This is a genomic window from Enorma timonensis (assembly GCF_000321165.1).
Taxonomy (GTDB): domain Bacteria; phylum Actinomycetota; class Coriobacteriia; order Coriobacteriales; family Coriobacteriaceae; genus Enorma.
Window position 1 is genome coordinate 1 of the sequence record NZ_CAPF01000005.1, and the last position, 21,545, is coordinate 21,545.

The following is a 21,545-nucleotide window of genomic DNA, read 5'->3' on the forward strand; positions in this document are numbered from 1 at the left end:
GGCGTCCCCGCTCCGGACGCGCCCCGCGCGGCGACCCCCGCCCCCGGCACCGCCGCCGAGCACCTCGCCCGGCTCGCCGCCGAGGTGGCGCAGGTGCCCACGCAGCCCGGCTGCTATTTGTGGAAGGACGCCTCCGGCACGATCATCTACGTGGGGAAGGCCAAGAACCTGCGCGCCCGCATGCGCCAGTACGTGACGCTCGCCGACGAGCGCGCGAAGATTCCGCTCATGATGCAGCTCGTGGAGAGCTTCGACTACATCGTGGTCGACTCCGAGCACGAGGCGCTCGTCCTGGAGCGCGAGCTCATCGGCCAGTACCGCCCGTACTTCAACGTCGACTTCAAGGACGACAAGAGCTATCCCTTCATCGCCATCACGCGCGGCGACGTCTTCCCCGCCATCAAGTACACGCGCGAGAAGCACAAGCCCGGCACGCGCTACTTCGGCCCCTACACCGACAGTCGCGCCGCGCGCGACGTCATCGACACCATCCGCAAGGTCATTCCCATCTGCAGCGCGTCGTGCGCGGAGTGGAAGCGCACGCGCCGGCTCATCGAGGCGCACGCGGGCGACGAGGACATCATCGGCCTCATCTGCGCGCAGAAGGGCAGGCCCTGCTTCGACTACCACGTGGGGCGCGGCCCGGGGGCGTGCGTGGGCGCGGTGACGCCCGAGGAGTACGCCGGCTCCGTGCGCCGCGTGGAGCGGTTCCTCTCCGGCCGGCGCGGCGAGGTCGTGGACGAGCTCAAGGCCGAGATGGCCGAGGCCGCCGCGGACCTCGACTTCGAGCGCGCGGCGCGCGTGAAGCGCCGGCTCGAGGTGATCGACGGCCTGGACGACCGCCAGCAGGTCGTCTTCCCCTCGCGCGTGGACATCGACGTCGTGGGGTTCTTCCGCGAGGAGACGATCGCCGGCTCCTGCGTGTTCGCCGTGCGCGACGGCCGCATGCAGCGCAGCTGCGAGTTCATCCTCGACAAGGGGCTCGATGTGGGCGAGGAGGAGCTCGTGTCGGGCTTCATCAAGCGCTACTACGACGAGACCTCGGACATCCCCGCCGAGGTGGACGTGGCGGTGGAGCTCGAGGACGCCGAGCTTCTGGGCGAGTGGCTCACGGGGAAGCGCGGCCGCGTGTGCCGCCTACACCGCCCGCAGCGCGGCGAGAAGCGCCACCTGCTCGAGACCTGCGAGCGCAACGCGCGCCACGCCCTCATGCGCTACATGATGCGCACCGGCTACGCGGACGACCGCGCGAACCGGGCGCTGCTGGAGCTCGAGAGCGCGCTCGCCCTGCCCGCGCCGCCGCTGCGCATCGAGTGCTTCGACATCTCCACCATCCACGGCGCCTTCACGGTGGCCTCCATGGTCGTGTTCACGAACGGCCGGGCCGATAAGAGCCAGTACCGGCGCTTCCGGGTGCGGAGCATCACGGGCGAGGCGAACGACTTCCTCTCCATGCAGGAGGTGCTCGGGCGGCGCTACGCTCCCGAGCGCATGGCGGACGAGCGCTTCGGCAGCCGCCCCGACCTGCTCGTGGTCGACGGCGGCAAGCCCCAGCTCACGGCCGCGCTCACGCAGCTCGAGGCGCTCGGGCTCGACATCCCGGTCTGCGGCCTCGCGAAGGCGGACGAGGAGGTGTTCGTCCCCTGGGACGACGCCCCCGTCGTGCTGCCGAACGGCTCGGCCTCGCTCTACCTCATCAAGCAGGTGCGCGACGAGGCGCACCGCTTCGCCATCACCTTCCACCGCGAGCTGCGCGACAAGGCCATGACCGTGTCGATCCTCGACGAGGTGGAGGGCGTCGGCCCCACGCGCAAGAAGGCCATCATGCGGCATTTCGGCTCCATGAAGCGGCTGCGCGCGGCGAGCGCGGAGGACATCGCCGCCGTGAAGGGCGTGCCCGATCAGGTGGCGCAGGCCGTGTACGACACGCTGCGCGCGTGGGAGCGCGAGCTCGCGGGGGATGCCGAGGGCGCCGCGGGCGCGGAGAACGCTGCCGCGGGCGCGGAGCCTGCGGGCACAGAACCCGCTGCCGTGAGCGCGGAGCCCACGGGCGCGGGGGAGGCCGAGGGCGCGCGGGGATAGGCCCCGTTCGCGGTATACTGGAAGCGTCGTGTCCCGCGTGCAAGGAGGCCCCCATGGCAGACGTCAACCCCCAGGCGATCACCGCCGCCGAGCTCGCCGACCGCGTGCCCGACATCGTCGTCATCACGGGGATGAGCGGCTCGGGCCGTACGCAGGCCCTGCACGTCTTCGAGGACATGGGCTACTTCTGCATCGACAACCTCCCGCCGAGCCTCGTGCTCCAGCTCGCGCAGCTCGTGGGCATCAACACGGGCGTGGGGCGCCACCTCGCCGTCACATGCGACCTGCGCAGCCAGGGGCTCTTCGACGAGCTGCTCGACACCATCCAGAGCCTCCGCGACCACGAGATGAGTTGCAAGGTGGTGTTCCTCGACGCGTCGGACGAGGTGCTCATTCGTCGCTACAGCGAGAACCGCCGCCGGCATCCGCTCGCGAAGCCGGGCGAGACCACGGCCGACGCCATCCAGCGCGAGCGCACGCAGCTCGCCGCCGTGCGCGACCACGCGGACATGATCATCGACACGAGCCGCCTGCGCGTCGCGGCGCTGCGCTCGAAGCTCCGCCTCGCCTTCTCCGAGCTCACTGACCAGCAGCTCATGGATGTCCAGGTGTTCTCGTTCGGCTTCAAGCACGGCATGCCCGTCGAGGCCGACATAATGATCGACGTCCGCTTCCTGCCGAACCCCTTCTACGACCCCGCCATGCGCCGGCTCACGGGGCTCGACGAGAAGGTCTCGAGCTTCGTGCTCGACCACCCCAACACGCAGGCGTTCTGGAGGGCGTGGTGCCAGCTGCTCGACGCCGTCATGCCCGGGTACGTGGCCGAGGGCAAGCCGCAGCTCTCGATCGCCATCGGCTGCACGGGCGGCCAGCACCGCAGCGTCGCCATCGCCGAGGCCACGGCCCGCTACCTGGAGCGCCAGCAGTACCATGTGACGACCTCGCACCGCGACCTGGCGCGCGCGAACACGACCGCGTCGGGGGAGGCCCACTAGCGCGCCGGACGGCGCGGCCAGCCCGCCGTCCGCGCCGCGCGGGGCGCGAGGAGAAAGGTGATTCGATGTCCTTTACCGCCGAGGTGCGCGACGAGCTCTCTCGCCAGCCGCCCGTCTGCGAGTTCTGCGACCTGGCGACGCTCGCCGCGCTCGCGCGCGTGTGCGGCACGCTCTCCATCGCGGGCCCGGGGCGCTACCGGCTCACCGTCGCGACCGAGACGGGCGCGGTGGCGCGCACCATGATCGGGCTCACGCACAAGGTGCTCAAGCTCAAGACCGAGTTCACCGTGCGCCGTTCCGTCCTCCACAAGGTGCGCAACTACCTCATCTCCCTGCCCGACCAGCCCGGGCTCGACAAGGCGCTCGTGCTCCTGGGCGTGCTCGACCGTCGCGGCGGCCTGGTGGGGGGCATCCCGCGTCACGTGGTCGCGCGCCCGTGCTGCCGGCTCGCCTACATCCGCGGCGCGCTCATCGCCGGCGGCTTCGTGGCCGACCCACGCGGCGACTTCCACCTGGAGATCGCGGTGCAGGGCGAGGAGCTCGCGCAGGCGATCGCCGGGCTCATCGGCGAGATCGGCATCCATGCGCGGGTAAACCGGCGCAAGCTCAGCTACGCGGTGTACGTGAAGAGCGGCGACGACGTGCGTGATTTGCTCGAGGCCGTGGGGGCGACGCGCTCGGTGCGGGCGCTCGACGACGCGCGGGCCATGAAGTCGGTGAAGAACGAGGTGAACCGCAAGGTCAACGCCGAGCTCGCGAACCAGACGCGCAGCGCCGGCGCCGCGCAGCGCCAGCTCGAGCTCATCGCCGAGGCGGAGGCGCGCGGCCTGCGGGGAAGCCTGCCGCAGGCGCTCGAGGAGTTCTGCGACCTGCGCCTCGCGCACCCCGACCTGTCCCTGCGCGACCTGGGCGAGGTGTGCGACCCGCCGCTCTCGAAGTCGGCGCTCTACCACCGGGTGCTCCGCCTCGAGAAGCTCCTCAACCAGTGAGTCATTGGGGACGGGTTCATTTGACTCATCAAGGCTGAGGAGCCATTGGGGACGGGTTCAATTGACTCATCAAGACTGAGGAGTCATTGGGGACGGGTTCGTTTGACTCATCAAGCAAGGCGAAGCCGTTTTCATTGGTCTCTTGAGTCAATCGAGCCCGTCCCCATTGACTCACATTTGCCCCCTGAGTCAAATGAACCCGTCCCCAATGACTCACTGAGTCAAATGAACCCGTCCCCAATGACTCGCCGGACCCCGCGTCTGCAAGGGATTCGTCAAAAAGTCCGTATTTACGCGAATGGGCTTCAGAAAAACAGGTATATTTGGTGAGTGGTTTGTTTGTGGGTCTGAACGGTAGGCAAGGAGCCTGCCGGACCCTACGAAAGGAGACACACATGGCAGTAAAGGTTGCGATTAATGGCTTCGGCCGCATCGGTCGTCTCGCGTTCCGCCAGATGTTCGGTCACGAGGGCTCCGAGATCGTCGCCATCAACGACCTCACCTCTCCGGACATGCTCGCGTACCTGCTGAAGTACGACTCCACGCAGGGCAACTACAGCCGCGACCACGAGGTCACTGCTGGTGAGAACTCCATCACCGTTGACGGTAAGGAGATCACCATCTACAAGGAGCCCGACGCGCGTAACCTCCCCTGGGGCGAGCTCGGCGTCGACGTCGTGCTCGAGTGCACCGGCTTCTACACCTCCAAGGAGAAGGCGCAGGCCCACATCGACGCTGGCGCCAAGAAGGTCGTCATCTCCGCTCCCGCCGGCAACGACCTGCCCACCATCGTCTACAACGTGAACCATGAGCAGCTCACGGCCGACGACAACATCATCTCCGCCGCGTCCTGCACCACCAACTGCCTCGCCCCGATGGCCAAGGGTCTGAACGACTTCGCGCCCATCGTGTCCGGCATCATGACCACCATCCACGCCTACACCGGCGACCAGATGCCGCTCGACGGCCCGCAGCGCAAGGGCAACAAGCGCCGCAGCCGCACCTGCGCGCAGAACATCGTGCCGAACTCCACCGGTGCCGCCAAGGCCATCGGCCTCGTGCTCCCCGAGCTCAACGGCAAGCTCATCGGTGCCGCCCAGCGCGTTCCCACCCCGACCGGCTCCCTCACCAACCTCTACGCCGTGGTTGACAAGGTCGTGACGGTCGACGAGGTCAACGCCGCCATGAAGGCCTACGCCGAGACCATCCCGGAGACCTTCGCCTACAACACCGACGACATCGTCTCCACCGACATCATCGGCGAGACCCACGGCTCGATCTTCGACGCCACCCAGACCATGGTCCAGGATCTGGGCAACGGCCAGAGCCTCGTCCAGGTCACCTCTTGGTACGACAACGAGAACTCCTACACCTCCCAGATGGTCCGCACCATCAAGTACTTCGAGAAGTTCGTGGCGTAAGTCCATGGCTTCCGCTGTGCTCGCATAGGGTGTAGCGTCTCAGGGCGCGGCTTCGGGCGTGAGCCCAGGTCGCGCCCTTGCTTTGCGCGGGCTCCCCGGGGCCGTCGCGGGCCGGGTCGCGCCCGGCCGCATCCCCCTATCCATCTCTTCTGAAAGGCAGGATCACATGGCTTTCAACAAGAAGACCATCCGCGACATCGATGTCGACGGCAAGCGCGTGCTCGTGCGCGTGGACTTCAACGTGCCGGTGGCCGACGGTGTCGTGGGTGACACCACCCGCATCGAGGCCGCCATCCCCACCATCAAGTACCTCGTCGACCACAACGCCAAGGTCATCCTCATGAGCCACCTCGGCCGCCCGAAGGGCGACGGCCCGGAGCCGGCGCTCTCGCTCAAGCCGGTCGCCGAGAAGCTCGCCGAGCTCTCCGGCCTCGACGTGACCTTCGTCCCCGACACCTACGGTGACGAGGCCGCCGCTGCCGCCGCCGCGCTCGAGCCCGGCCAGGTGCTCGTCCTCGAGAACGTCCGCTTCGACAAGCGCGAGAAGAAGAACGACCCCGAGATCGCCAAGAAGCTCGCCGACCTCGCCGACATCTTCGTGCTCGACGCCTTCGGCACCGCGCACCGCGCGCAGGGCTCCGTCGTGGGCCCCGCCGAGTACCTGCCCGCCGTCGCCGGCTTCCTGCTCGAGAAGGAGGTCTCGACCCTCTCCGGCCTCTTCGGCGACCCCAAGCGCCCGTTCGTGGCCATCCTCGGCGGCTCCAAGGTTTCCGATAAGATCGGCGTCATCGACCGCCTGCTCGACTCCGCCGACACCGTCATCGTGGGCGGCGGCATGGCCTACACCTTCGCCAAGGCGCAGGGCGGCAAGATCGGCAACTCCCTGTGCGAGGACGACTGGTGCGACCGCGCGCTCGAGATGCTCGACAAGGCCAAGAAGAACGGCGTGACCTTCCTGCTCCCCGTCGACAACGTCGTCGCCGACGACTTCTCGAACGACGCCAACACCAAGATCGCCAAGACCGGCGAGATCGAGGACGGCTGGCAGGGCCTCGACATCGGCCCCGAGACCGAGAAGCTCTTCGCCGATGCCATCGCCGGCGCCAAGACCGTGTTCTGGAACGGCCCGTGCGGCGTGTTCGAGATGGACACGTTCGCCCATGGCACCAAGGCGATCGCCGAGGCCATCGCGGCCAACCAGGACTGCGACTCCGTGATCGGCGGCGGCGACTCCGTGGCGGCCGTGAACAAGTTCGGCCTGGCCGACAAGATGACGTTCATTTCTACGGGCGGTGGCGCCTCGATGCAGCTCGTCGAGGGCAAGCCGCTGCCGGGAGTGGAGGCTCTCGATGACGCAGAGTAAGCGCACCCGCCTCATTGCGGGCAACTGGAAGATGAACAACGACGTGGCCGAGGCCGCCAAGCTCGCCGACGAGCTGGCCGAGGCCCTGAACGAGGTTCCCGCGGGCGTCGAGGTCGTCGTCTGCCCGCCGACCATCGACATTACGACCGTGCACGACCGCATCCAGGCCGCGCCCGTGAAGCTCGGTGCCCAGAACGTCTACTGGGAGGAGAAGGGCGCCTACACCGGCGAGTCCTCCTGCGCGATGCTGAAGTCCGCCGGCTGCACCTACTGCATCATCGGCCACTCCGAGCGCCGCGACTACTTCAAGGAGACCGACGCGGACGAGAACAAGAAGGCCAAGGCGCTCATCGCCGCCGGCATCGTCCCGATCTTCTGCTGCGGCGAGAGCCTCGAGACCCGCGAGGCGGGCGAGCACGTCGCGTTCGTGACCGGCCAGATCAAGGCCGGCCTCGAGGGTGTGGAGATCAAGAGCGGCGACGAGCTCGTCATCGCCTACGAGCCCATCTGGGCCATCGGCACCGGCAAGACCGCCACGGCCGATGACGCCCAGGAGGTCTGCGGCGCCATCCGCGCCACGCTCGTCGAGATCTTCGGCCAGGAGATCGCCGACGGCATCCGCGTGCTCTACGGCGGCTCCGCCAAGCCCGAGAACATCGCCGGCTTCCTCGCCAAGGAGGACGTGGACGGCGCGCTCGTGGGCGGCGCCTCGCTCAAGGCCGATAGCTTCTCCGCGATGGTCGAGAAGGCGGGGGAGTAGGGATGGCTGAGCGTCACCTTCCTGCGCTCCTGGTGATCATGGACGGCTTCGGCCTCGCCCCCGCGGGCGACAACAACGCCGTCTACAAGGCCAACAAGCCCTTCCTGGACGAGCTCTGGGAGAAGTACCCGCACACGACGCTCGGCGCGTCGGGCGAGGACGTGGGCCTGCCGGCCGGCCAGATGGGTAACTCCGAGGTCGGCCACCTGAACATCGGTGCCGGCCGCATCGTGTTCCAGGAGCTCAGCCGCATCAACAACGCCATCATCGATGGCTCCATCGAGGAGAACCCCACGCTCGCGCACGCCATGTCCGACGTGGCGCGCATCGGCGGGACCGTGCACCTGCTCGGCCTCGTCTCGCCCGGCGGCGTGCACTCCATGCAGCGCCACGGCGAGGTCCTCTCGGTGCTCGCGGCCATGCACGGCGTGGAGCGCATCCGCTTCCACTGCTTCATGGACGGCCGCGACGTGGACCCGCACTCCGGTGCCGGCTACCTCAAGACGCTTCAGGAGAACCTCGAGGCGCTCTCCAAGTACACGGGTGTCGATGCACGCATCGCCACCGTGTCCGGCCGCTACTGGGCCATGGACCGCGACAACCGCTGGGAGCGCGTCGAGCGCGCCTACGACGTCATCACGCTGCCGAGCGACGCGGACGTCGACCCGGTCGAGGGTGTGCTCGCCTACTACGAGCGCGACCCGCGCGGCGACGAGTTCGTCGAGCCCTTCGCCTGCCATAACGAGGGCGTGCACGACGGCGACGCCATGGTGTTCTTCAACTTCCGTCCCGACCGCGCCCGTGAGATGACGCGCGCGTTCACCCAGGACGGGTTCGACGGCTTCGAGCGCAAGGTCGCCCCGAGGCTCTCGCACTTCATCACCATGACGGAGTACGACGACACGTTCAAGAACGTCGAGGTGGCCTTCCCCAAGACCTTCCCCGAGAACGTGCTCGCCGACGTCATTGCGCAGAACGGCCTGAAGCAGCTGCACACGGCCGAGACCGAGAAGTACGCGCACGTGACGTTCTTCCTGAACGGCGGCGTGGAGGAGCCCAAGGAGGGGGAGGAGCGCGTGCTCGTTCCCTCGCCGAAGGTCGCCACGTACGACCTGCAGCCCGAGATGTCGGAGCCCGAGGTCACCGAGAAGCTGCTCGCGGCCATCGAGTCCGACGCCGCGGACTTCTACATCGTGAACTACGCGAACTGCGACATGGTGGGTCACACCGGCGTGTTCGACGCCGCGGTGAAGGCCGTCGAGGCCGTGGACGATGGTCTGTCGAAGATCATCCCCGCGATTCTCGCGAAGGGCGGTTTCGCCCTCATCACGGCCGACCATGGCAACGCGGATCACATGTACGACGTGGACGACGAGGGCGTACAGCACCCGTTCACGGCGCACACCACCAACCGCGTGCCGCTCATCGTGGTCGATCCGAAGGCGAAGCTCACCGGCATCGAGGACGGGCGCCTGTCCGACATCGCGCCCACCCTGCTCTCGCTCGCCGGCCTTGAGCCGAGCGCCGAGATGACCGGCCGCATCCTCGCTACCGAGGAGTAGCTCGCCAAGGGGTTGGTTGGGGACGTGTTCCAACCAACCCCTTTTTTCGTTTGATGGGTTGATTGGGGACGTGTTCCTTTCAACCCCTTTTTTCGCTCGCGAATCCGTTCGCGCCATTTGCCGAAACCAGGGCTCTCTGCACGCTTTGATTCCCTAAACTCTATAAGCTCCTCAACTTGCTTGATGCTTCAAGCGCCGCGTCGTCGCGAGAGAGGAGCCGTCTATGCCAAGGCCACCCAGACAGTACTCGGAGTTCGGCTTGTACCACGTGATGCTCCGAGGCAATGGCAAGCAGATCATTTTTGAAGACGATTCCGATCGGCGAACCTTCTTGAAGCTGCTCAAGGAGAAGGCGGCGGCCGGGGACGTGAAGGTCATCGCATGGTGCCTCATGGGGAACCATGTTCACCTGCTGCTCGATGACCCGAAGCATGCACTCAGCCATTTCATGCACGCGCTCGCCACGGCATACGCGCGTCGTTTCAACGAGAAGACCGGCCATGTGGGCGCCGTGTTCCAAGGCCGCTTCGCCAGCGTTCCCATAGCGAGCGATGCCCAGCTGCTCCAAGCGGTTCGCTATATTCACGAGAATCCCGTCAAGGCGGGCATGGGTTCCATTGATGCGTATCCGTGGAGCAGCTATCGAGAGTATCTGGGTGAGGCGCGCGTCGTGGATACGACCATGGTGCTCGACATGGTCGGCGGCAGGGAGGGGTTCCTGCGCTTCTGCAGCGATGGACGGTTCGGGTCGTATTGTTTCAGGACAACGAGACGCGTGTCCGATGAGGACGCCCTCGAGGTGGCGCGCTGCGCATTGCGCGGCATCGAGCCCGCGGACGTGAAGAAGCTGCCGCGGGAGCGGCGGGACGAGGCGCTGCGGTCGCTTCGCGCGGCAGGCATCACGGTGAAGGAGCTGGAGCGGCTGACGGGGGTCGGCCATAACACCATTTCGCGCGTGACGAAGTGCATGAATTCATAGCGATAGGCTGAGAATGGGTTGGAAGGAACACGTCCCCAACCAACCCATGAGGAGGGGAAGATGATGCGGATCGTGTTCTTCGACATCGACGGGACGCTCACCCGGGGCGTGACCTCGGGGGCGTACCTGGCGGGCCTGCTCGGGCACGGGCGCGCGATGGAGGAGGCAGAGGCTGCCTACGCGCGCGGCGAGATCGACAACGACGAGGTGTGCCGCATCGACGCGGCGGGGTACGCCGGACGCAGCCGGGACGAGCTGTTCGGCCTGCTCGAGGACATGCCGCTCGTCGAGGGCGTGCGCCGCGCCGTCGAGGCCGTCCACGCGGCGGGCGCGGAGGCGCACATCGCCTCGCTTGCCTGGGGCGTCGTGGGGGAGTTCCTCTGCGCGCAGTATGGGTTCGACGGCTACGTGGGGTCCGAGCTCGAGGTCGCAGACGGCGTGTGCACGGGCGGGGTGGCGCGTGCGCTCGAGAGCGAGGGCAAGTGCGTCTATGCGCGTGAGCTTTGCGCCGCCCGCGGGATCGACCCTTGCGCCTGCATCGCGGTCGGGGACAGCCGATCGGATATACCGCTCTTCGAGCTCGTGGGGACATCCGTCGCCTTCAACGCGAGCGAGGAAGCTGAGCGCGCAGCCACGCACGCCTATCGGGGCGACGACATCGCCGAAGCGATCGCGGCCGTCCTGTAGCGCGCGCCGCGCCCTGCTGCCCCGCCGCTGCGCGCCGCCCCTCGAACGCGTAGATTTCTCCACGCCCACCCTGCCTCGCGAGCGCTCGCCAAGCCGATGTGGTACCATACCGTCCGTTACACCTAACGGCTATCAGCAGGAGCTTGAATCCATGGGTCCCTTCCAGATTCTCATCTTCATCGTGTGGGCGCTCTCCACGCTCGCTCTCATCGCGCTCGTCCTCATGCACTCCGGCAAGGGCACGGGCATCTCGGACATGATCGCGAGCAGCCTGTACAACTCCAACGCCGCCACGGGCATCATGGAGCGCAACCTCGACCGCCTGACGGTCATCGTCGCCATCGTCTTCGCCGTGTGCGTCGTGCTCTGCATGTTCTTCTTCCCGCAGGGCGGCATCGTGGGCGTGGACGTCATCTAGCGTTCCGACGCGGCTACAATCGAGCGCCGGCGGGGGCTGCCCTCCGTCGGGGAAAGGGCTGCGAGATGCTTGATCGCAGAACGTTCATCGGTGGGGCGCTCGGCGCGGCTGCGCTCGTGGCGCTCTCCGCTTGCGGGCGCATCACTGCTGAGGATCCCGGCAGCGGAGATGTCGCGGCGGATCAGCCGCTCTCGGTGTGCATCGCGCCGCCCCGTTCGATCGATCCCTGCGGCGCGACCGATGCGAGCTCGCTCGCCGTGGTCTGGCAGCTCTTCGATTCCCTCACCTCCTTCGACTTCGCCACGGGCGAGCTCACCTGCCTCGCGGCGGATCGCTACGAGGTGTCCGACGACGCGCGCACGTTCACGTTCCACCTGCGGCAGGCGACGTTCCACAACGGCGATACCGTGACCTCCGCCGACTTTAAGCGCGCCTGGGAGCGCATCGTGAATCCCGCGAGTGCGGCGTCGGAGGAGACCGAGCCCTCGGGCCTTGCGAGCATGCTCTCCGTGATCGAGGGCTACGCCGAGCTGCGCGCGGGCGCCGCGCGCGAGCTCACAGGCGTGAGCTGCCCGGATGATGCCACGTTGAGCATCGCGCTGCGCACGCCCTATGCGGATTTCCCCTATGTCCTCGCGCATCCCGCGCTGGGCCCCGTGCCCGTGCTCGCCGATGAGGACCCCGAGTCGTTCGCCGCCCAGCCGGTGGGAAACGGCCCCTTCCAGATGGCGGGCTCGTGGGAGCCGGGGACGGCGCAGATCGAGCTCGCGCGCTTCGACGCCTATGCCGGCGAGCCCGCGACGCTCGCCTCGGTGCGCCTCGAGATCGCCGAGGACGTCGAGCAGGCGTTCCAACGCTTCCAGACCGACGAGGTCGACGTGTGCCGCTGTCCGGTGCGCGACGCGCATGGCGCCGCCTCGAGCCTAGGGCGCGTGGAGGACGGTAGCGTCATGACGGGCGACGACCACTTCGTATGCTGCACCGGCTTGGCGACGAGCATGCTGGCCTGCAACGTGCAGGGGCAAGCGCTCGGCAACGCCGACGTGCGCCGTGCGCTCTCACTCGCCATCGATCGCGCGTACCTCGCCGACACCCTCTACCGCGAGACGCGCCGCGCCGCCGACGGCGTGGTCTCGCCCGCCATCGCGGGCTACCGTGAGGCTGCATGGCCGTACGCGGCTTACGACACCGCCCGCGCGGAAGAGCTGCTCGACGCCGTGTATCCCGTGCTCGAGGATGATGCGCGCGGCCTCACGGTGCGCCTGCTGTACAACGCGGACGGCGGGCATCGCGAGGTCATCGAAGCGGTCGTGGAGAACCTGGCGAAGGTGGGCGTGACCTGCGAACCCGAGGATGTGGACATCGAGACGCTGCGCGAGCGCGTCGCGGCGCGGGACTTCGACCTCGTGCGCATGGATTGGGCGACGGACGCGCCCGTGATGGACGGCGTGCTGTTCCCGCTCTTCTTCTCGGGAAACGCCTCCTCCACGAACGTCTCGGGATACCATGACGAGCGCGTGGACGAGCTGCTCGCCACGGCGCGTACCACGCTCGAGGAGGCGAACCGCATCGCGCTGCTCCAGGAGGCGGACGCCGCCATCGGTCGCGATTGCCCCGTCATCCCGCTCCTGTTCCAAGGCGCGCCCTACGTGGGCTCGGAACGCATCGAGGAGCTATCCATCGCGCCGCAGGGGCGCATCGATCTCGCGCGGGCCCAGCTGGGGGAGTAGCGGCGGTAGGGGCCGGCGCCGCGCGTCTCGCGCGAGCGGGCGGGTGTGCGGGCGCGCAGGCGGCGGGCGAGTCAATTGAACCCGTCCCCAATGACTCGCTGAGTCAATTGAACCCGTCCCCAATGACTCAAGGAATTTCTCAAAATTCCCCCTTGCGCATCGGGGGTGGGTTGGGTAATATACTCCTTGCTGCTTTTGTCGGAGTGGCGGAATTGGCAGACGCGCTAGCTTGAGGTGCTAGTGTCCTAACCACGGACATGCGGGTTCAAGTCCCGCCTCCGACACCATCGAATCCTCGAAGCCTCCTCGGAGGCTTTTTTCTTATCGGGGCACCGCGCCGCAGCCGCACGCGCCCCGAGGTCCGCGCGGACGAGGGGAGTGCCATGGAGTCTTCCGGTCGTGACGAGCTGGCCGAGCTCACGCGTGTCGCGGAGCTCACGAGCGATGCCGTCGTGGCGTGCGACCTCGACGGCTCCATCTTCCATGCGAACACCCGCTTCCTCGAGCTCGTGGGCATGCCGCGCGAGCGCGTCATCGACACCGACATCAAGGACCTGCTGTTCAGCGATTCCTTCGAGCGCGCCGACGGCCACCGGCTGCCCTTCTTGCTCGACGGCAGCGACTGCACGCTCATGCTCAAGCTCTCGGACGGCTCGTTCGTCCCCGTGCTCGTGCGCGCCATCCAAGTCGCGGGTTCCGCCACGTTCCGCCGGCGCCTGCTGAAGCGCCACGCGGCGCGCGGCTCCGCCCTCCTCACCGTTCACAGCCTCGAGGAGCGCTACGCCTACGACCGCCAGATGCGGCGCATGGTCTCCGAGCTCCAGGCGGCGAATAAGCGCCTTTCGGGCACGCTCTCGGTCATCATGTCCACCGTCGGCGCCGAGAGCCTTCCCGCGCTTCTGGACACCGTCCTCAACAAGCTCGCCGACGCGCTCGACGCGGACGGCGCGGAGGTCTACTTCTCCGAGGGCGGCGGGTTCAAGCTGCGCGCCATCTCCGAGAGCCTCGTGCACGACTACGTGCCCGAATTCATCCCCTTCGGCGTCGGCGTCCCCACGTACGTGCTCCGGAAGGGCTCGTCGTGCCGTCTGTCCATCGTGCGGCCGGGGGAGGACGCGCGGGAGGATACCGGATCCATCTACGACCTCGATATGCGCAAGAGCCGCAAGCTCAGGCCCCAGTACATGCCGCCGTACAAGACGCTCATCGCCGTGCCGCTGTTCTTCGGCACGCAGCTGCTCGGCGTCATGGAGCTCGGCTGGAAGCGCCCCACCACCTCGCGCAGCTACGACGTGAACGTGATCGAGGTCGTGTGCGACTACCTGTCCATCGAGCTCATGAGCCTTGTGACGAGCATGCGCGCGAGCCGCACCGCCGAGCTCGGGCGCTCGCTCAACCACGTGCGCGACGTCGTGTACGCGATGGGCGGCGACAAGGGCATCGCGTGGGCGGAGGCGGTCGCCGAGGTGCGGCGCGTCCTCGACTGCCATGTGTGCCCCATCGTCCACGACGACGAGCGGGCGGTCTTTGCGATCGACTTCGAGGGCGGGAACCGCGTGCCGCTGCCCGGCGACATCGACCAGCTCTTCTTCTCCACCACCGCACCCGCGGCGTTCGTGGGGCAATCCGTCCGCGACCCGTTCTCCCTCGGCCAGCACGGCCCGGAGAATGAGGGCGACCTCGAGGGGACGCGCATCACGCGCATCGAGCGGCTCTCGCGCGTGGGCAGGTGGCTCGCCAGCCACGGCCTGCCCGACCAGGGCGCCTTCGTCGAGGTGCGCGGCATCGACGGCTCGTCCAACCTTGCGGCGATGAAGGGCGACGAACCCGGCCTCGTTGCGCTCGGCAGTCCGGTGCCGGCTCGGTTCCTGCTGCTGCGCGACGACTCGCAGGAGCCCATCGACGACATCGAGTTCGACTACCTGACGCGCCTTGCCCACGAGTTCGAGCTCAGGGAGCGCGAGGAGAGCGAGCACACGGAGACGACGCGCATCGCCCAGACGCTCCAGGCGGGCATGAAGAGCGCGCTCGGCGAGGTGCCGGGCATCATCGGCGACGCGCTGTATTCGTCCGCCACGCGCCAGGCACTCGTGGGCGGCGACTTCTACACGCTCATGCGCCTGCCCGACGACCGCGCCGTCATGATCTTGGGCGACGTGTCGGGCAAGGGCGTCGAGGCGGCGTCGATGTCGGCGCTCGTGAAGACCGCGCTCACGGCGTATGCATGGGAGGGGCTGAGCCCCGTGGCGATGGTGCGCGCGCTCAACGCCATGCTCATGAGCTTCTCGCGCGTGGAGACGTTCGCCACCATGTTCGTCGCCCGGCTCGATTTGCGCCGCGGCGAGGCGGCTTACTGCTCGGCGGGCCACCCGCCCTCGATGCTTTTGCGCGAGGCGCACGGCGAGGATGGCAAGGGCGCCGCGCGCGAGGCGGAGCTGCTGAGCACGCAGTCCGGCGTGGTGGGCGCCTTCGAGAGCATGGCGTACCAGGGTGGGACATTCACCTTCTCGCCCGGCGACATCCTCTTCATGTACACGGACGGCGCCATCGAGGCGAGAAACGCCGAGGGCGAGTTCTTCGGCGAGCAGCGCCTGCGCGAGATCCTGCTCGAGCGGAGCGCGGACGGCGCACGGGGACTCTGCCAGGGCGTCCTCGACGAGCTCGATGCTTTCACCGACTCCGCGCTCGAGGACGACATCGCGCTCGTGGCGCTCGAGTTCGAGTAGCCGAGGGGCGCGCGCGGCCGGTTTACGGGCGCAGACCCCTTCGCGCGGCGTACCTCCGGGCTCGGTGGCCAATTATTCCAGTTTTGTGACGCGCATCCTGCAGAAATGGGGGTGCGGTTCGCGCATCGTGCTGGTAGCGGGGTCGCTTATGCCTGTTGTGGCGATAGGTCACCCGTGTTTTCGCAGGAAGTGCGTCACAAAACTGGAAATAATGGCCATCCGTCCGATCCGAGATCGGCCTCGCGCCATCCCGCGTCCGGCTCAAGGTCGACGCACGGCTCGGCCGGGCGATTTCCGTACGCCCCCTCGCATGGCGCGTCCGCCGTCCGCGTTGATTAGAAGCGCATGCGCCGGGGAATCATGGCCGTATGCGTGAATGGAACGACATAGCGGTCATCGCCCCGCCGCGCGATATCGATATCGCGTCGGTGCCGGCGCTGCGCGACGAGATGGACACCTATATCTCGTCCGGCGCGCGCCGCATCATCGTCAACTGCGAGCACGTGACGTTCATAGATTCCACGGGACTCGCGCTGCTGCTCACGTGCGCCCGCCGCCTCATGGCGGCCGACGGCCTGCTCTCCCTCGTGAACGCCTCGCCCGCTGTGGCGCGCTTCCTGCAGATCGCGCGGCTCATCGACATCCTCCATGTGAGCGGGGCAAAGCGCCCGCCCGTCCCGGCGCTGTCGCCGGGCGAGCTTCCGCAGTGGTCGAAGAGCATGCAGGTGCAGGAGGGCGTCGAGCACCTGGGCGCGTACCGCCACCGCGTGGTGGAGCTGCTCGAGGGGCTTCCCATGACGAACGAGGACCGCTACGACACCGCGCTCGCGGCAAGCGAGGCGCTCGGCAACGCGTACGACCACGCGTGCGCCGCCGGCTGCGTGCTCAACATGCGCGCCTACCGCGACCGCGTGGTGATCGAGGTGCTCGACTGCGGGTGCGGTTTCGAGCTCCCGGACGACGAGGTGCCTGCCGAGTCCGAGGAACGCGGCCGAGGCATCCGCCTCATGCGCCTGCTCGTCGACAGCGTCGAGGTGCGCCGTCGCACCGACGCCCGCGGCACCATGACGCGTCTCGTGAAGCTCCTCGACGCGTGAGGGCGGCGACGCTCATTCTGCTGTGTATAGAGGTTTGGCGGGGATGCGCGCCCTGGCATCGCGCTGCCGCGCACACCGGTTGACTTTCGGCGTGAAACGTCAACTAGCGCTCGCTTGTTTCCACTCGTGCTTGACCGCATACTGAAGGCAATGGCCGGCCGGCTCCCGTCCATCGCATCAGAGGGGTCATCATGAACGAAACGATCAACATCGGGCGCACGATCGCGCGCGAGCGGCGGCGCATGGGCGTCACGCAAGAGGCGCTCGCGGCGCATCTGGGCGTCTCGAAGGCGGCGGTCTCAAAATGGGAGCTCGGTCAGAGCCTGCCCGATGTGAGCCTGCTGCCCCGCATCGCCGCGTATTTCTCACTCACGCTGGACGAGCTCTTCGACTGGCGGGACGCGCTCACGGAGGAGGAATCCGCCGCGCTCTACGTCGAGGTCTATGCGCTGGGGGAGCGGGATCTGCGCGCTGCGCACGAGCGGCTGCGCGCGCTCGCGGCGGAGCACTATTCGGATGCGAACCTGCTCCTCATGCTGGCGTCGCTCCTCACGATGTGGGCGGCGGGCATGGCGACGCCGTTCACACCGGCGCAAGGGGAGGGCGAAGCCGAGGCCGAACCCATGGCGCTCATCGACGAGACCCTGACGCTGCTCGACCGGGTGCTCGAGGTTGCGACGGATCCCTCGACGATCTTTCTCGCGCAGCAGCAGAAGGCCGCGACGCTCTTCCAGGCGGGGCGCTACGGGGATGCCGCGGCGCTCCTGGAGCCGCTCGTGCACCGGCAGGACGCGGGCGCCCCGACGATGCTCCTCGCCTCCGCGTACCGCAAGCTCGGCCGTGGGGGCGAGGCGCGCGGGCTGCTGCAGGCGGAGCGGCTGCGCGCGGCGAACTTCGTGCTCTCGTCGCTCGCGCAGGAGGTCGCGACGCGGGACGACGCGGCGTTCGCGCATGCTGCCGGCAGCGCGGCGGAGGCGGTCTTCGAGGCGCTCGACATGGGCATGGTGAACCCGGCGTACGTGTCGACGATGGCCTTCGAGGTGGCCGAGGCGCTGCGGCGGGCGGGGGAACAGGAAGCTGCGCTTGCGGCGCTCGCCCATGCCGTGGAGGCCGCGGAGAGCGTCTCGGCGCGGCCGGATGCGTCGGGTTCCCCGCTCTGGGATTGCGTTGCCGAGCGATTCGACCCCGCCCGCTCCGGCGCGGCGTGGGCGGAGCATAAGGAGCGTCAGGCGGACGAGCTGCGCCGCGGCGTGCGCCGCATGGCCGCCGAGCTCACCCTCGCGCCCGCGTGGGGCGCGTTTGCCGGAGACGATGCCCGCTACCAGGAGATCGCCGGGGCGGCCGAGCGCCTACGGGATGAGGGGTAGGAGGCGGCGCAGCAGGAGAGCGTGCGCCATCGAGGGGCGGACCGATGGGGGAGGTTCTGCCATGTCCCCGGTGAGCCTCGTTACAGCACGGCGAGGACGTGCTTCCAGCCCGCGCGTTCCTCGGGGTGCGCGGCGACGCGCACCTTGAGGGTGGCGAGCATGTCCGGGTTGCGGCGGAACACGTCGATGTCGTTGGCCTTGCGGAGGCACCTGACGTGGTCGTCGATTTCCTCGGGGCTGTGGAACGCGCGCTCATCGGTCGGGTCGTACCAGTAGCCGAGGCGCTCCCTAGCGGTCGCCGGGCGCGCGTAGCCCAGCCAGTTCGAGCGCTCGACCTTTTCTCTGTCAAGGACTACCATGATCGGCTCCCTGCCTTGCTCGATTCCAGGGTCAAGGGAGAGCGTAGCGCGATGCGAAGCGTTTCGTTGAGTCGTCGCTAGTAGCGGTATCTCAGCACGGGAAGGGGCATCGGAGTATAGTAATTCATTTTGCTTCGATGCGAACGAACTCTGCATCAATGGGGCGGCGCTGGGGGCTCAGCGTGTATGAAACGCCTCCTTGGTAGCTCGATGCTTCCAAACCGCATAGACGGCCAGCGCGATGAGGGGGTAGGCGGCAACGAGGACGATCGCGGTGTTAGCGAGGGCGTTTCCAAACGTTGGCACCATCCTCAAGCTGTCGGCGATGAGCAACGGGAGAAACGGCGCAAAGACGTATTTGATAACGAGCCAGAATACCTTGATGAGCATGAGAACTATCATGAACGGGAGGCTCCCCCAAACTTCCCAATGCGTCTCGGTAGTATCGGGCGTCTCGTTCCCGTGCGTTGTTCGAAGGCTCCAAAGATAGATGATGTGATACCACGGCACCGCGAGCGCCCAAAACAAGAAGAACATGGCGATGAACATGCCTGGCTGAAGCGCATTGCCAGCGTCTGCTTCCGTCGCCTGCTGCAAGAGAAGCATCAGTAGCACCCATGCGCCCGCCCATACCGCCGCCGTTGCCATGGCTGCGAGTAGCAGGACGAACCAAGGAGGCCGCGTCGCGCTCACGCTCACGGATTTCATGAAGAGGTTGGGGAAGAAGTTTTTCAGGTGTGCCATCGCTTACCTCAACACCCTCAATTGATCGAACGCCGACATCGCTGTGCGTCGTCTTTCAGCGCTTCCGTTAATCGTTGAGTCCATTATTGGAGAGGAGCGCTTCCAGCTTTTGGATGCTCTCGTGTAAGCCTTTCACCTTTCCGATCTGCCGAACAAGGCAGAAAGGACCGATGAGAAAAGGGACGACGACGCCTAAGATGAGCAACGTGACCATGACGGCCGTGCCGCCCCAGATGAACCAGCGTGAGTTCTTGATCGCGCGCGCCATGGCCATCACGCCTGCAGGCGCACACGCCGCGAACAAACATAAGCCGACGAAAAGCACGCATTCGAAAACGATGCCGATGCTGAGCTCGATTCCGGTCAGCTGATTGGAGAGAGATTCGATGAGGGATGGAATCACCCCTGCGTATACGAACAGCACAGCCGTTGCCCCGCCGCACCAGGCTCCAAGCTTGAGCATGGTATCCCTCGTGTTTTTCTCGCTTACGTATGTTCTTTGGAGCGCGATGAGGCGCTCCTGCGCGCAGCGATAATCCGTCTCAGAGTATTGCCCTTGGTGAAGCTCCCAGGAGTTTACCGGTACCCCCATCGCACATTCCTTTCTGCGGCTGATTCGGACACGCGCGTGACGACAAGCCAGCTGGACGGTAGCGAGAGCCTAATCGGTCGCCTCGTCACGCGCCTGTTCCGTCGCGTAGAACGTGGAGCTGCTGATGGCGGCGGCATTTCCGCTATGCGGATCCTCTCCCGCAAAGACAAGCATCCGGGTGTCCCCGCTGCCCTCCATTTCAAGCGGAACGCTCGTGTAAGCTGCAGAAAGGACGATTGTTCCGCTGTCGGTTTCGCTCCAATCCCCATTAACGGAATACTTGCCGTTAAAGAGCCATGTTCCGTCCTCATCGATTTCCAGTGTTGACTCGTTGCCGCCGTCATCAACCCCGTACCACATGCCTACGGGTCCTTGCGTACCGCTCTGGCAGCCGCCCAAGGTGATAAGCACTGCGAAAACCACTGCGATCCCGCCGAAGAATCTTTTGATTGCGTTTCCCATGATTCCTCCTTACCGAACGACCGACGGATTCATTCTATCTCAAATTGTCACTTATATAGGGGTGACCTAAATAGGGTGAAGCAAAACCATGGTACCCAGGGAGGGGAGGGTACCGATGACGTTGCTCAACGCCCAGATGAGAATCGGGCTTCGCATCAAGGAGCTGCGCGCGGCGCTCGGTATGAGCCAGGAGGCGTTTGCGCACTCCATCGGTATGTCGCGCACCTACTTCGCCGAGGTCGAGATTGGCAAGCGAAACATCTCCATCGAGAACATCGATAAGATTGCGCGCGGGCTCGGTGTCTCGCTCCGGGATTTCTTCGATTCCGAGCTGTTTTCCGGGTAGTTCAGAAGGGCCAGCGCTTGCCTGCAAACATCCGTGCGTGAACGACACGTGAAGCGCCTGCATGGCGAAGTGTCGTTGTCATAGTGGGGCAGAATCGGGGCAGCTTTGGGGCACATACAAAACAGGCCAGAGACCGTAGCCTCCGACCTGTATCATTTGTGGTGGGCGTTACAAGATTTGAACTTGTGACCTCTTCCGTGTCAGGGAAGCGCTCTCCCCCTGAGCTAAACGCCCGTTCAGGGTGCGCCATCAGCGCAAGGGATAATATACCGAAGCCCGCCCGCCATGTAAAGCGGGAGTTTGAAAAAACTTGAATCCGCGTTCCCGCGCGGCGTGCACCGGCCACCCGCGCTACGCCATCCAAGCGCCTACGCGCCGTACGCCAGGTGCGCCTCGTCGATCCCGCGGAGCGTCCCCTCCAGGTAGCGTCGCGCCCACCATTGCGCCGCGGGGAGGTTCTGGTCGAGGTAGTTGCCGCACTCCGCCGCGGCGGCGCCGGGGATCTCGCCCTCGAAGCCGCAGACGAACTCGAAGAGCCGCGTCACGAGCGGCGCGATCTCGCGCGACGACACCTCGCCGAACACCACGAGGTAGAAGCCCGTGCGGCAGCCCATGGGGCCGAAGTAGACCACGCGGCTCGCCCACTCGGGGTCGTTGCGCAAAAACGTCGCGCCCAGGTGCTCGATGGTGTGCACCTCGGCGGTGTTCATCACGGGCTCGCGGTTGGGCGCGGTGAGGCGCAGGTCGAACGTCGTCACCACGGCGCCCGTGGCGGGGTCGCGGTCGACGCGCGAGACGTAGACGCCCGGCTCGAGCGTGAGGTGGTCGACGGTGAAGCTCGCTATCTTCTCCATGGTGCGTCCTTT

General features: G+C 66.8%; 20 protein-coding genes and 2 tRNA genes. 16 read left to right on the forward strand and 6 right to left on the reverse strand.

Annotated features, from left to right (window positions below; all coding sequences use genetic code 11):
- The 15 genes from uvrC to BN423_RS00305 form a co-directional block, all read left to right on the forward strand.
- On the forward strand, positions 1-2,082 hold a 2,082-nt coding region (gene uvrC / locus BN423_RS00235), incomplete at its 5' end, for an excinuclease ABC subunit UvrC (RefSeq protein ID WP_019238273.1).
- A 53-nt stretch (positions 2,083-2,135) separates the two neighbouring features.
- Complete coding sequence (gene rapZ, locus BN423_RS00240) at positions 2,136-3,077, forward strand: RNase adapter RapZ (RefSeq protein WP_019238274.1); 942 nt, start codon at positions 2,136-2,138, stop codon at positions 3,075-3,077.
- 65 nt (positions 3,078-3,142) lie between these two features.
- A complete protein-coding gene (whiA, locus tag BN423_RS00245; protein WP_019238275.1) occupies positions 3,143-4,066 on the forward strand; it encodes a DNA-binding protein WhiA in 924 nt (307 codons plus the stop codon).
- A gap of 395 nt (positions 4,067-4,461) precedes the next feature.
- A complete protein-coding gene (gene gap / locus BN423_RS00250) occupies positions 4,462-5,487 on the forward strand; it encodes a type I glyceraldehyde-3-phosphate dehydrogenase (protein WP_019238276.1) in 1,026 nt (341 codons plus the stop codon).
- Between the two features lie 166 nt (positions 5,488-5,653).
- The gene (locus BN423_RS00255) at positions 5,654-6,850 is read left to right on the forward strand and encodes a phosphoglycerate kinase (RefSeq protein WP_019238277.1); all 1,197 of its coding nucleotides are present in this window, start codon (positions 5,654-5,656) and stop codon (positions 6,848-6,850) included.
- The gene (gene tpiA, locus BN423_RS00260) at positions 6,837-7,610 is read left to right on the forward strand and encodes a triose-phosphate isomerase (RefSeq protein ID WP_019238278.1); all 774 of its coding nucleotides are present in this window, start codon (positions 6,837-6,839) and stop codon (positions 7,608-7,610) included. Before BN423_RS00255 ends, tpiA begins: the two co-directional genes overlap by 14 nt.
- Before the next feature lie 2 nt (positions 7,611-7,612).
- Complete coding sequence (gpmI, locus tag BN423_RS00265; protein WP_019238279.1) at positions 7,613-9,172, forward strand: 2,3-bisphosphoglycerate-independent phosphoglycerate mutase; 1,560 nt, start codon at positions 7,613-7,615, stop codon at positions 9,170-9,172.
- 223 nt (positions 9,173-9,395) lie between these two features.
- A complete protein-coding gene (locus BN423_RS00270) occupies positions 9,396-10,151 on the forward strand; it encodes a transposase (RefSeq protein WP_019238280.1) in 756 nt (251 codons plus the stop codon).
- Between the two features lie 60 nt (positions 10,152-10,211).
- Positions 10,212-10,838, forward strand: a complete 627-nt coding sequence (locus BN423_RS00275; protein ID WP_019238281.1) for an HAD family hydrolase — start codon at positions 10,212-10,214, stop codon at positions 10,836-10,838.
- 151 nt (positions 10,839-10,989) lie between these two features.
- The gene (secG, locus tag BN423_RS00280) at positions 10,990-11,256 is read left to right on the forward strand and encodes a preprotein translocase subunit SecG (protein ID WP_019238282.1); all 267 of its coding nucleotides are present in this window, start codon (positions 10,990-10,992) and stop codon (positions 11,254-11,256) included.
- A 65-nt stretch (positions 11,257-11,321) separates the two neighbouring features.
- Complete coding sequence (locus BN423_RS00285) at positions 11,322-12,986, forward strand: ABC transporter substrate-binding protein (RefSeq protein ID WP_019238283.1); 1,665 nt, start codon at positions 11,322-11,324, stop codon at positions 12,984-12,986.
- Between the two features lie 197 nt (positions 12,987-13,183).
- Positions 13,184-13,273, forward strand: a tRNA-Leu gene (locus BN423_RS00290).
- A gap of 96 nt (positions 13,274-13,369) precedes the next feature.
- Positions 13,370-15,712: a SpoIIE family protein phosphatase gene (locus BN423_RS00295; protein WP_019238284.1), complete on the forward strand. Its 2,343-nt coding sequence runs from the start codon at positions 13,370-13,372 to the stop codon at positions 15,710-15,712.
- Between the two features lie 368 nt (positions 15,713-16,080).
- Positions 16,081-16,809, forward strand: coding sequence for an anti-sigma factor antagonist (locus BN423_RS00300; protein ID WP_019238285.1), 729 nt, complete (start codon positions 16,081-16,083; stop codon positions 16,807-16,809).
- A 191-nt stretch (positions 16,810-17,000) separates the two neighbouring features.
- Complete coding sequence (locus tag BN423_RS00305; RefSeq protein WP_019238286.1) at positions 17,001-18,176, forward strand: helix-turn-helix domain-containing protein; 1,176 nt, start codon at positions 17,001-17,003, stop codon at positions 18,174-18,176.
- 80 nt (positions 18,177-18,256) lie between these two features.
- Here the strand turns inward: BN423_RS00305 and BN423_RS00310 are convergent, their stop codons facing one another.
- From BN423_RS00310 to BN423_RS00325, 4 genes are all read right to left on the reverse strand, one after another.
- Positions 18,257-18,535: a hypothetical protein gene (locus BN423_RS00310; protein ID WP_019238287.1), complete on the reverse strand. Its 279-nt coding sequence runs from the start codon at positions 18,533-18,535 to the stop codon at positions 18,257-18,259.
- 177 nt (positions 18,536-18,712) lie between these two features.
- Positions 18,713-19,279, reverse strand: coding sequence for a hypothetical protein (locus BN423_RS00315; protein ID WP_019238288.1), 567 nt, complete (start codon positions 19,277-19,279; stop codon positions 18,713-18,715).
- Positions 19,280-19,346: 67 nt separating this feature from the next.
- Positions 19,347-19,742 carry a hypothetical protein gene (locus BN423_RS00320; protein WP_232385447.1) on the reverse strand — a complete coding sequence of 132 codons (396 nt, stop codon included), beginning with the start codon at positions 19,740-19,742 and terminating at the stop codon, positions 19,347-19,349.
- Positions 19,743-19,940: 198 nt separating this feature from the next.
- Entirely contained in the window at positions 19,941-20,333 is a 393-nt protein-coding gene (locus BN423_RS00325) for a hypothetical protein (protein WP_019238290.1), read from the reverse strand.
- A gap of 115 nt (positions 20,334-20,448) precedes the next feature.
- Between BN423_RS00325 and BN423_RS00330 the strand changes: the two genes are divergently transcribed.
- Positions 20,449-20,679, forward strand: coding sequence for a helix-turn-helix domain-containing protein (locus BN423_RS00330; protein WP_019238291.1), 231 nt, complete (start codon positions 20,449-20,451; stop codon positions 20,677-20,679).
- A gap of 159 nt (positions 20,680-20,838) precedes the next feature.
- Here BN423_RS00330 and BN423_RS00335 read toward each other — a convergent pair.
- Positions 20,839-20,913: transfer RNA gene (locus BN423_RS00335), tRNA-Val, on the reverse strand.
- A gap of 134 nt (positions 20,914-21,047) precedes the next feature.
- The gene (locus tag BN423_RS00340) at positions 21,048-21,533 is read right to left on the reverse strand and encodes an S-ribosylhomocysteine lyase (RefSeq protein WP_019238292.1); all 486 of its coding nucleotides are present in this window, start codon (positions 21,531-21,533) and stop codon (positions 21,048-21,050) included.
- Between the last annotated feature and the right edge of the window lie 12 nt (positions 21,534-21,545).

Excerpts from the sequence above, each read along its gene's own strand:
- gpmI (WP_019238279.1), top strand. The coding sequence starts at position 7,613 with ATGGCTGAGCGTCACCTTCCTGCGCTCCTGGTGATCATGGACGGCTTC.
- BN423_RS00270 (WP_019238280.1), top strand. The coding sequence starts at position 9,396 with ATGCCAAGGCCACCCAGACAGTACTCGGAGTTCGGCTTGTACCACGTG.
- rapZ (WP_019238274.1), top strand. The coding sequence starts at position 2,136 with ATGGCAGACGTCAACCCCCAGGCGATCACCGCCGCCGAGCTCGCCGAC.
- BN423_RS00320 (WP_232385447.1), bottom strand. The coding sequence starts at position 19,742 with ATGCTCAAGCTTGGAGCCTGGTGCGGCGGGGCAACGGCTGTGCTGTTC.
- BN423_RS00295 (WP_019238284.1), top strand. The coding sequence starts at position 13,370 with ATGGAGTCTTCCGGTCGTGACGAGCTGGCCGAGCTCACGCGTGTCGCG.
- BN423_RS00305 (WP_019238286.1), top strand. The coding sequence starts at position 17,001 with ATGAACGAAACGATCAACATCGGGCGCACGATCGCGCGCGAGCGGCGG.
- BN423_RS00310 (WP_019238287.1), bottom strand. The coding sequence starts at position 18,535 with ATGGTAGTCCTTGACAGAGAAAAGGTCGAGCGCTCGAACTGGCTGGGC.
- gap (WP_019238276.1), top strand. The coding sequence starts at position 4,462 with ATGGCAGTAAAGGTTGCGATTAATGGCTTCGGCCGCATCGGTCGTCTC.
- BN423_RS00285 (WP_019238283.1), top strand. The coding sequence starts at position 11,322 with ATGCTTGATCGCAGAACGTTCATCGGTGGGGCGCTCGGCGCGGCTGCG.
- BN423_RS00325 (WP_019238290.1), bottom strand. The coding sequence starts at position 20,333 with ATGGGAAACGCAATCAAAAGATTCTTCGGCGGGATCGCAGTGGTTTTC.
- whiA (WP_019238275.1), top strand. The coding sequence starts at position 3,143 with ATGTCCTTTACCGCCGAGGTGCGCGACGAGCTCTCTCGCCAGCCGCCC.
- BN423_RS00330 (WP_019238291.1), top strand. The coding sequence starts at position 20,449 with ATGACGTTGCTCAACGCCCAGATGAGAATCGGGCTTCGCATCAAGGAG.
- tpiA (WP_019238278.1), top strand. The coding sequence starts at position 6,837 with ATGACGCAGAGTAAGCGCACCCGCCTCATTGCGGGCAACTGGAAGATG.
- BN423_RS00255 (WP_019238277.1), top strand. The coding sequence starts at position 5,654 with ATGGCTTTCAACAAGAAGACCATCCGCGACATCGATGTCGACGGCAAG.
- BN423_RS00300 (WP_019238285.1), top strand. The coding sequence starts at position 16,081 with ATGCGTGAATGGAACGACATAGCGGTCATCGCCCCGCCGCGCGATATC.
- secG (WP_019238282.1), top strand. The coding sequence starts at position 10,990 with ATGGGTCCCTTCCAGATTCTCATCTTCATCGTGTGGGCGCTCTCCACG.
- BN423_RS00340 (WP_019238292.1), bottom strand. The coding sequence starts at position 21,533 with ATGGAGAAGATAGCGAGCTTCACCGTCGACCACCTCACGCTCGAGCCG.
- BN423_RS00275 (WP_019238281.1), top strand. The coding sequence starts at position 10,212 with ATGATGCGGATCGTGTTCTTCGACATCGACGGGACGCTCACCCGGGGC.
- BN423_RS00315 (WP_019238288.1), bottom strand. The coding sequence starts at position 19,279 with ATGGCACACCTGAAAAACTTCTTCCCCAACCTCTTCATGAAATCCGTG.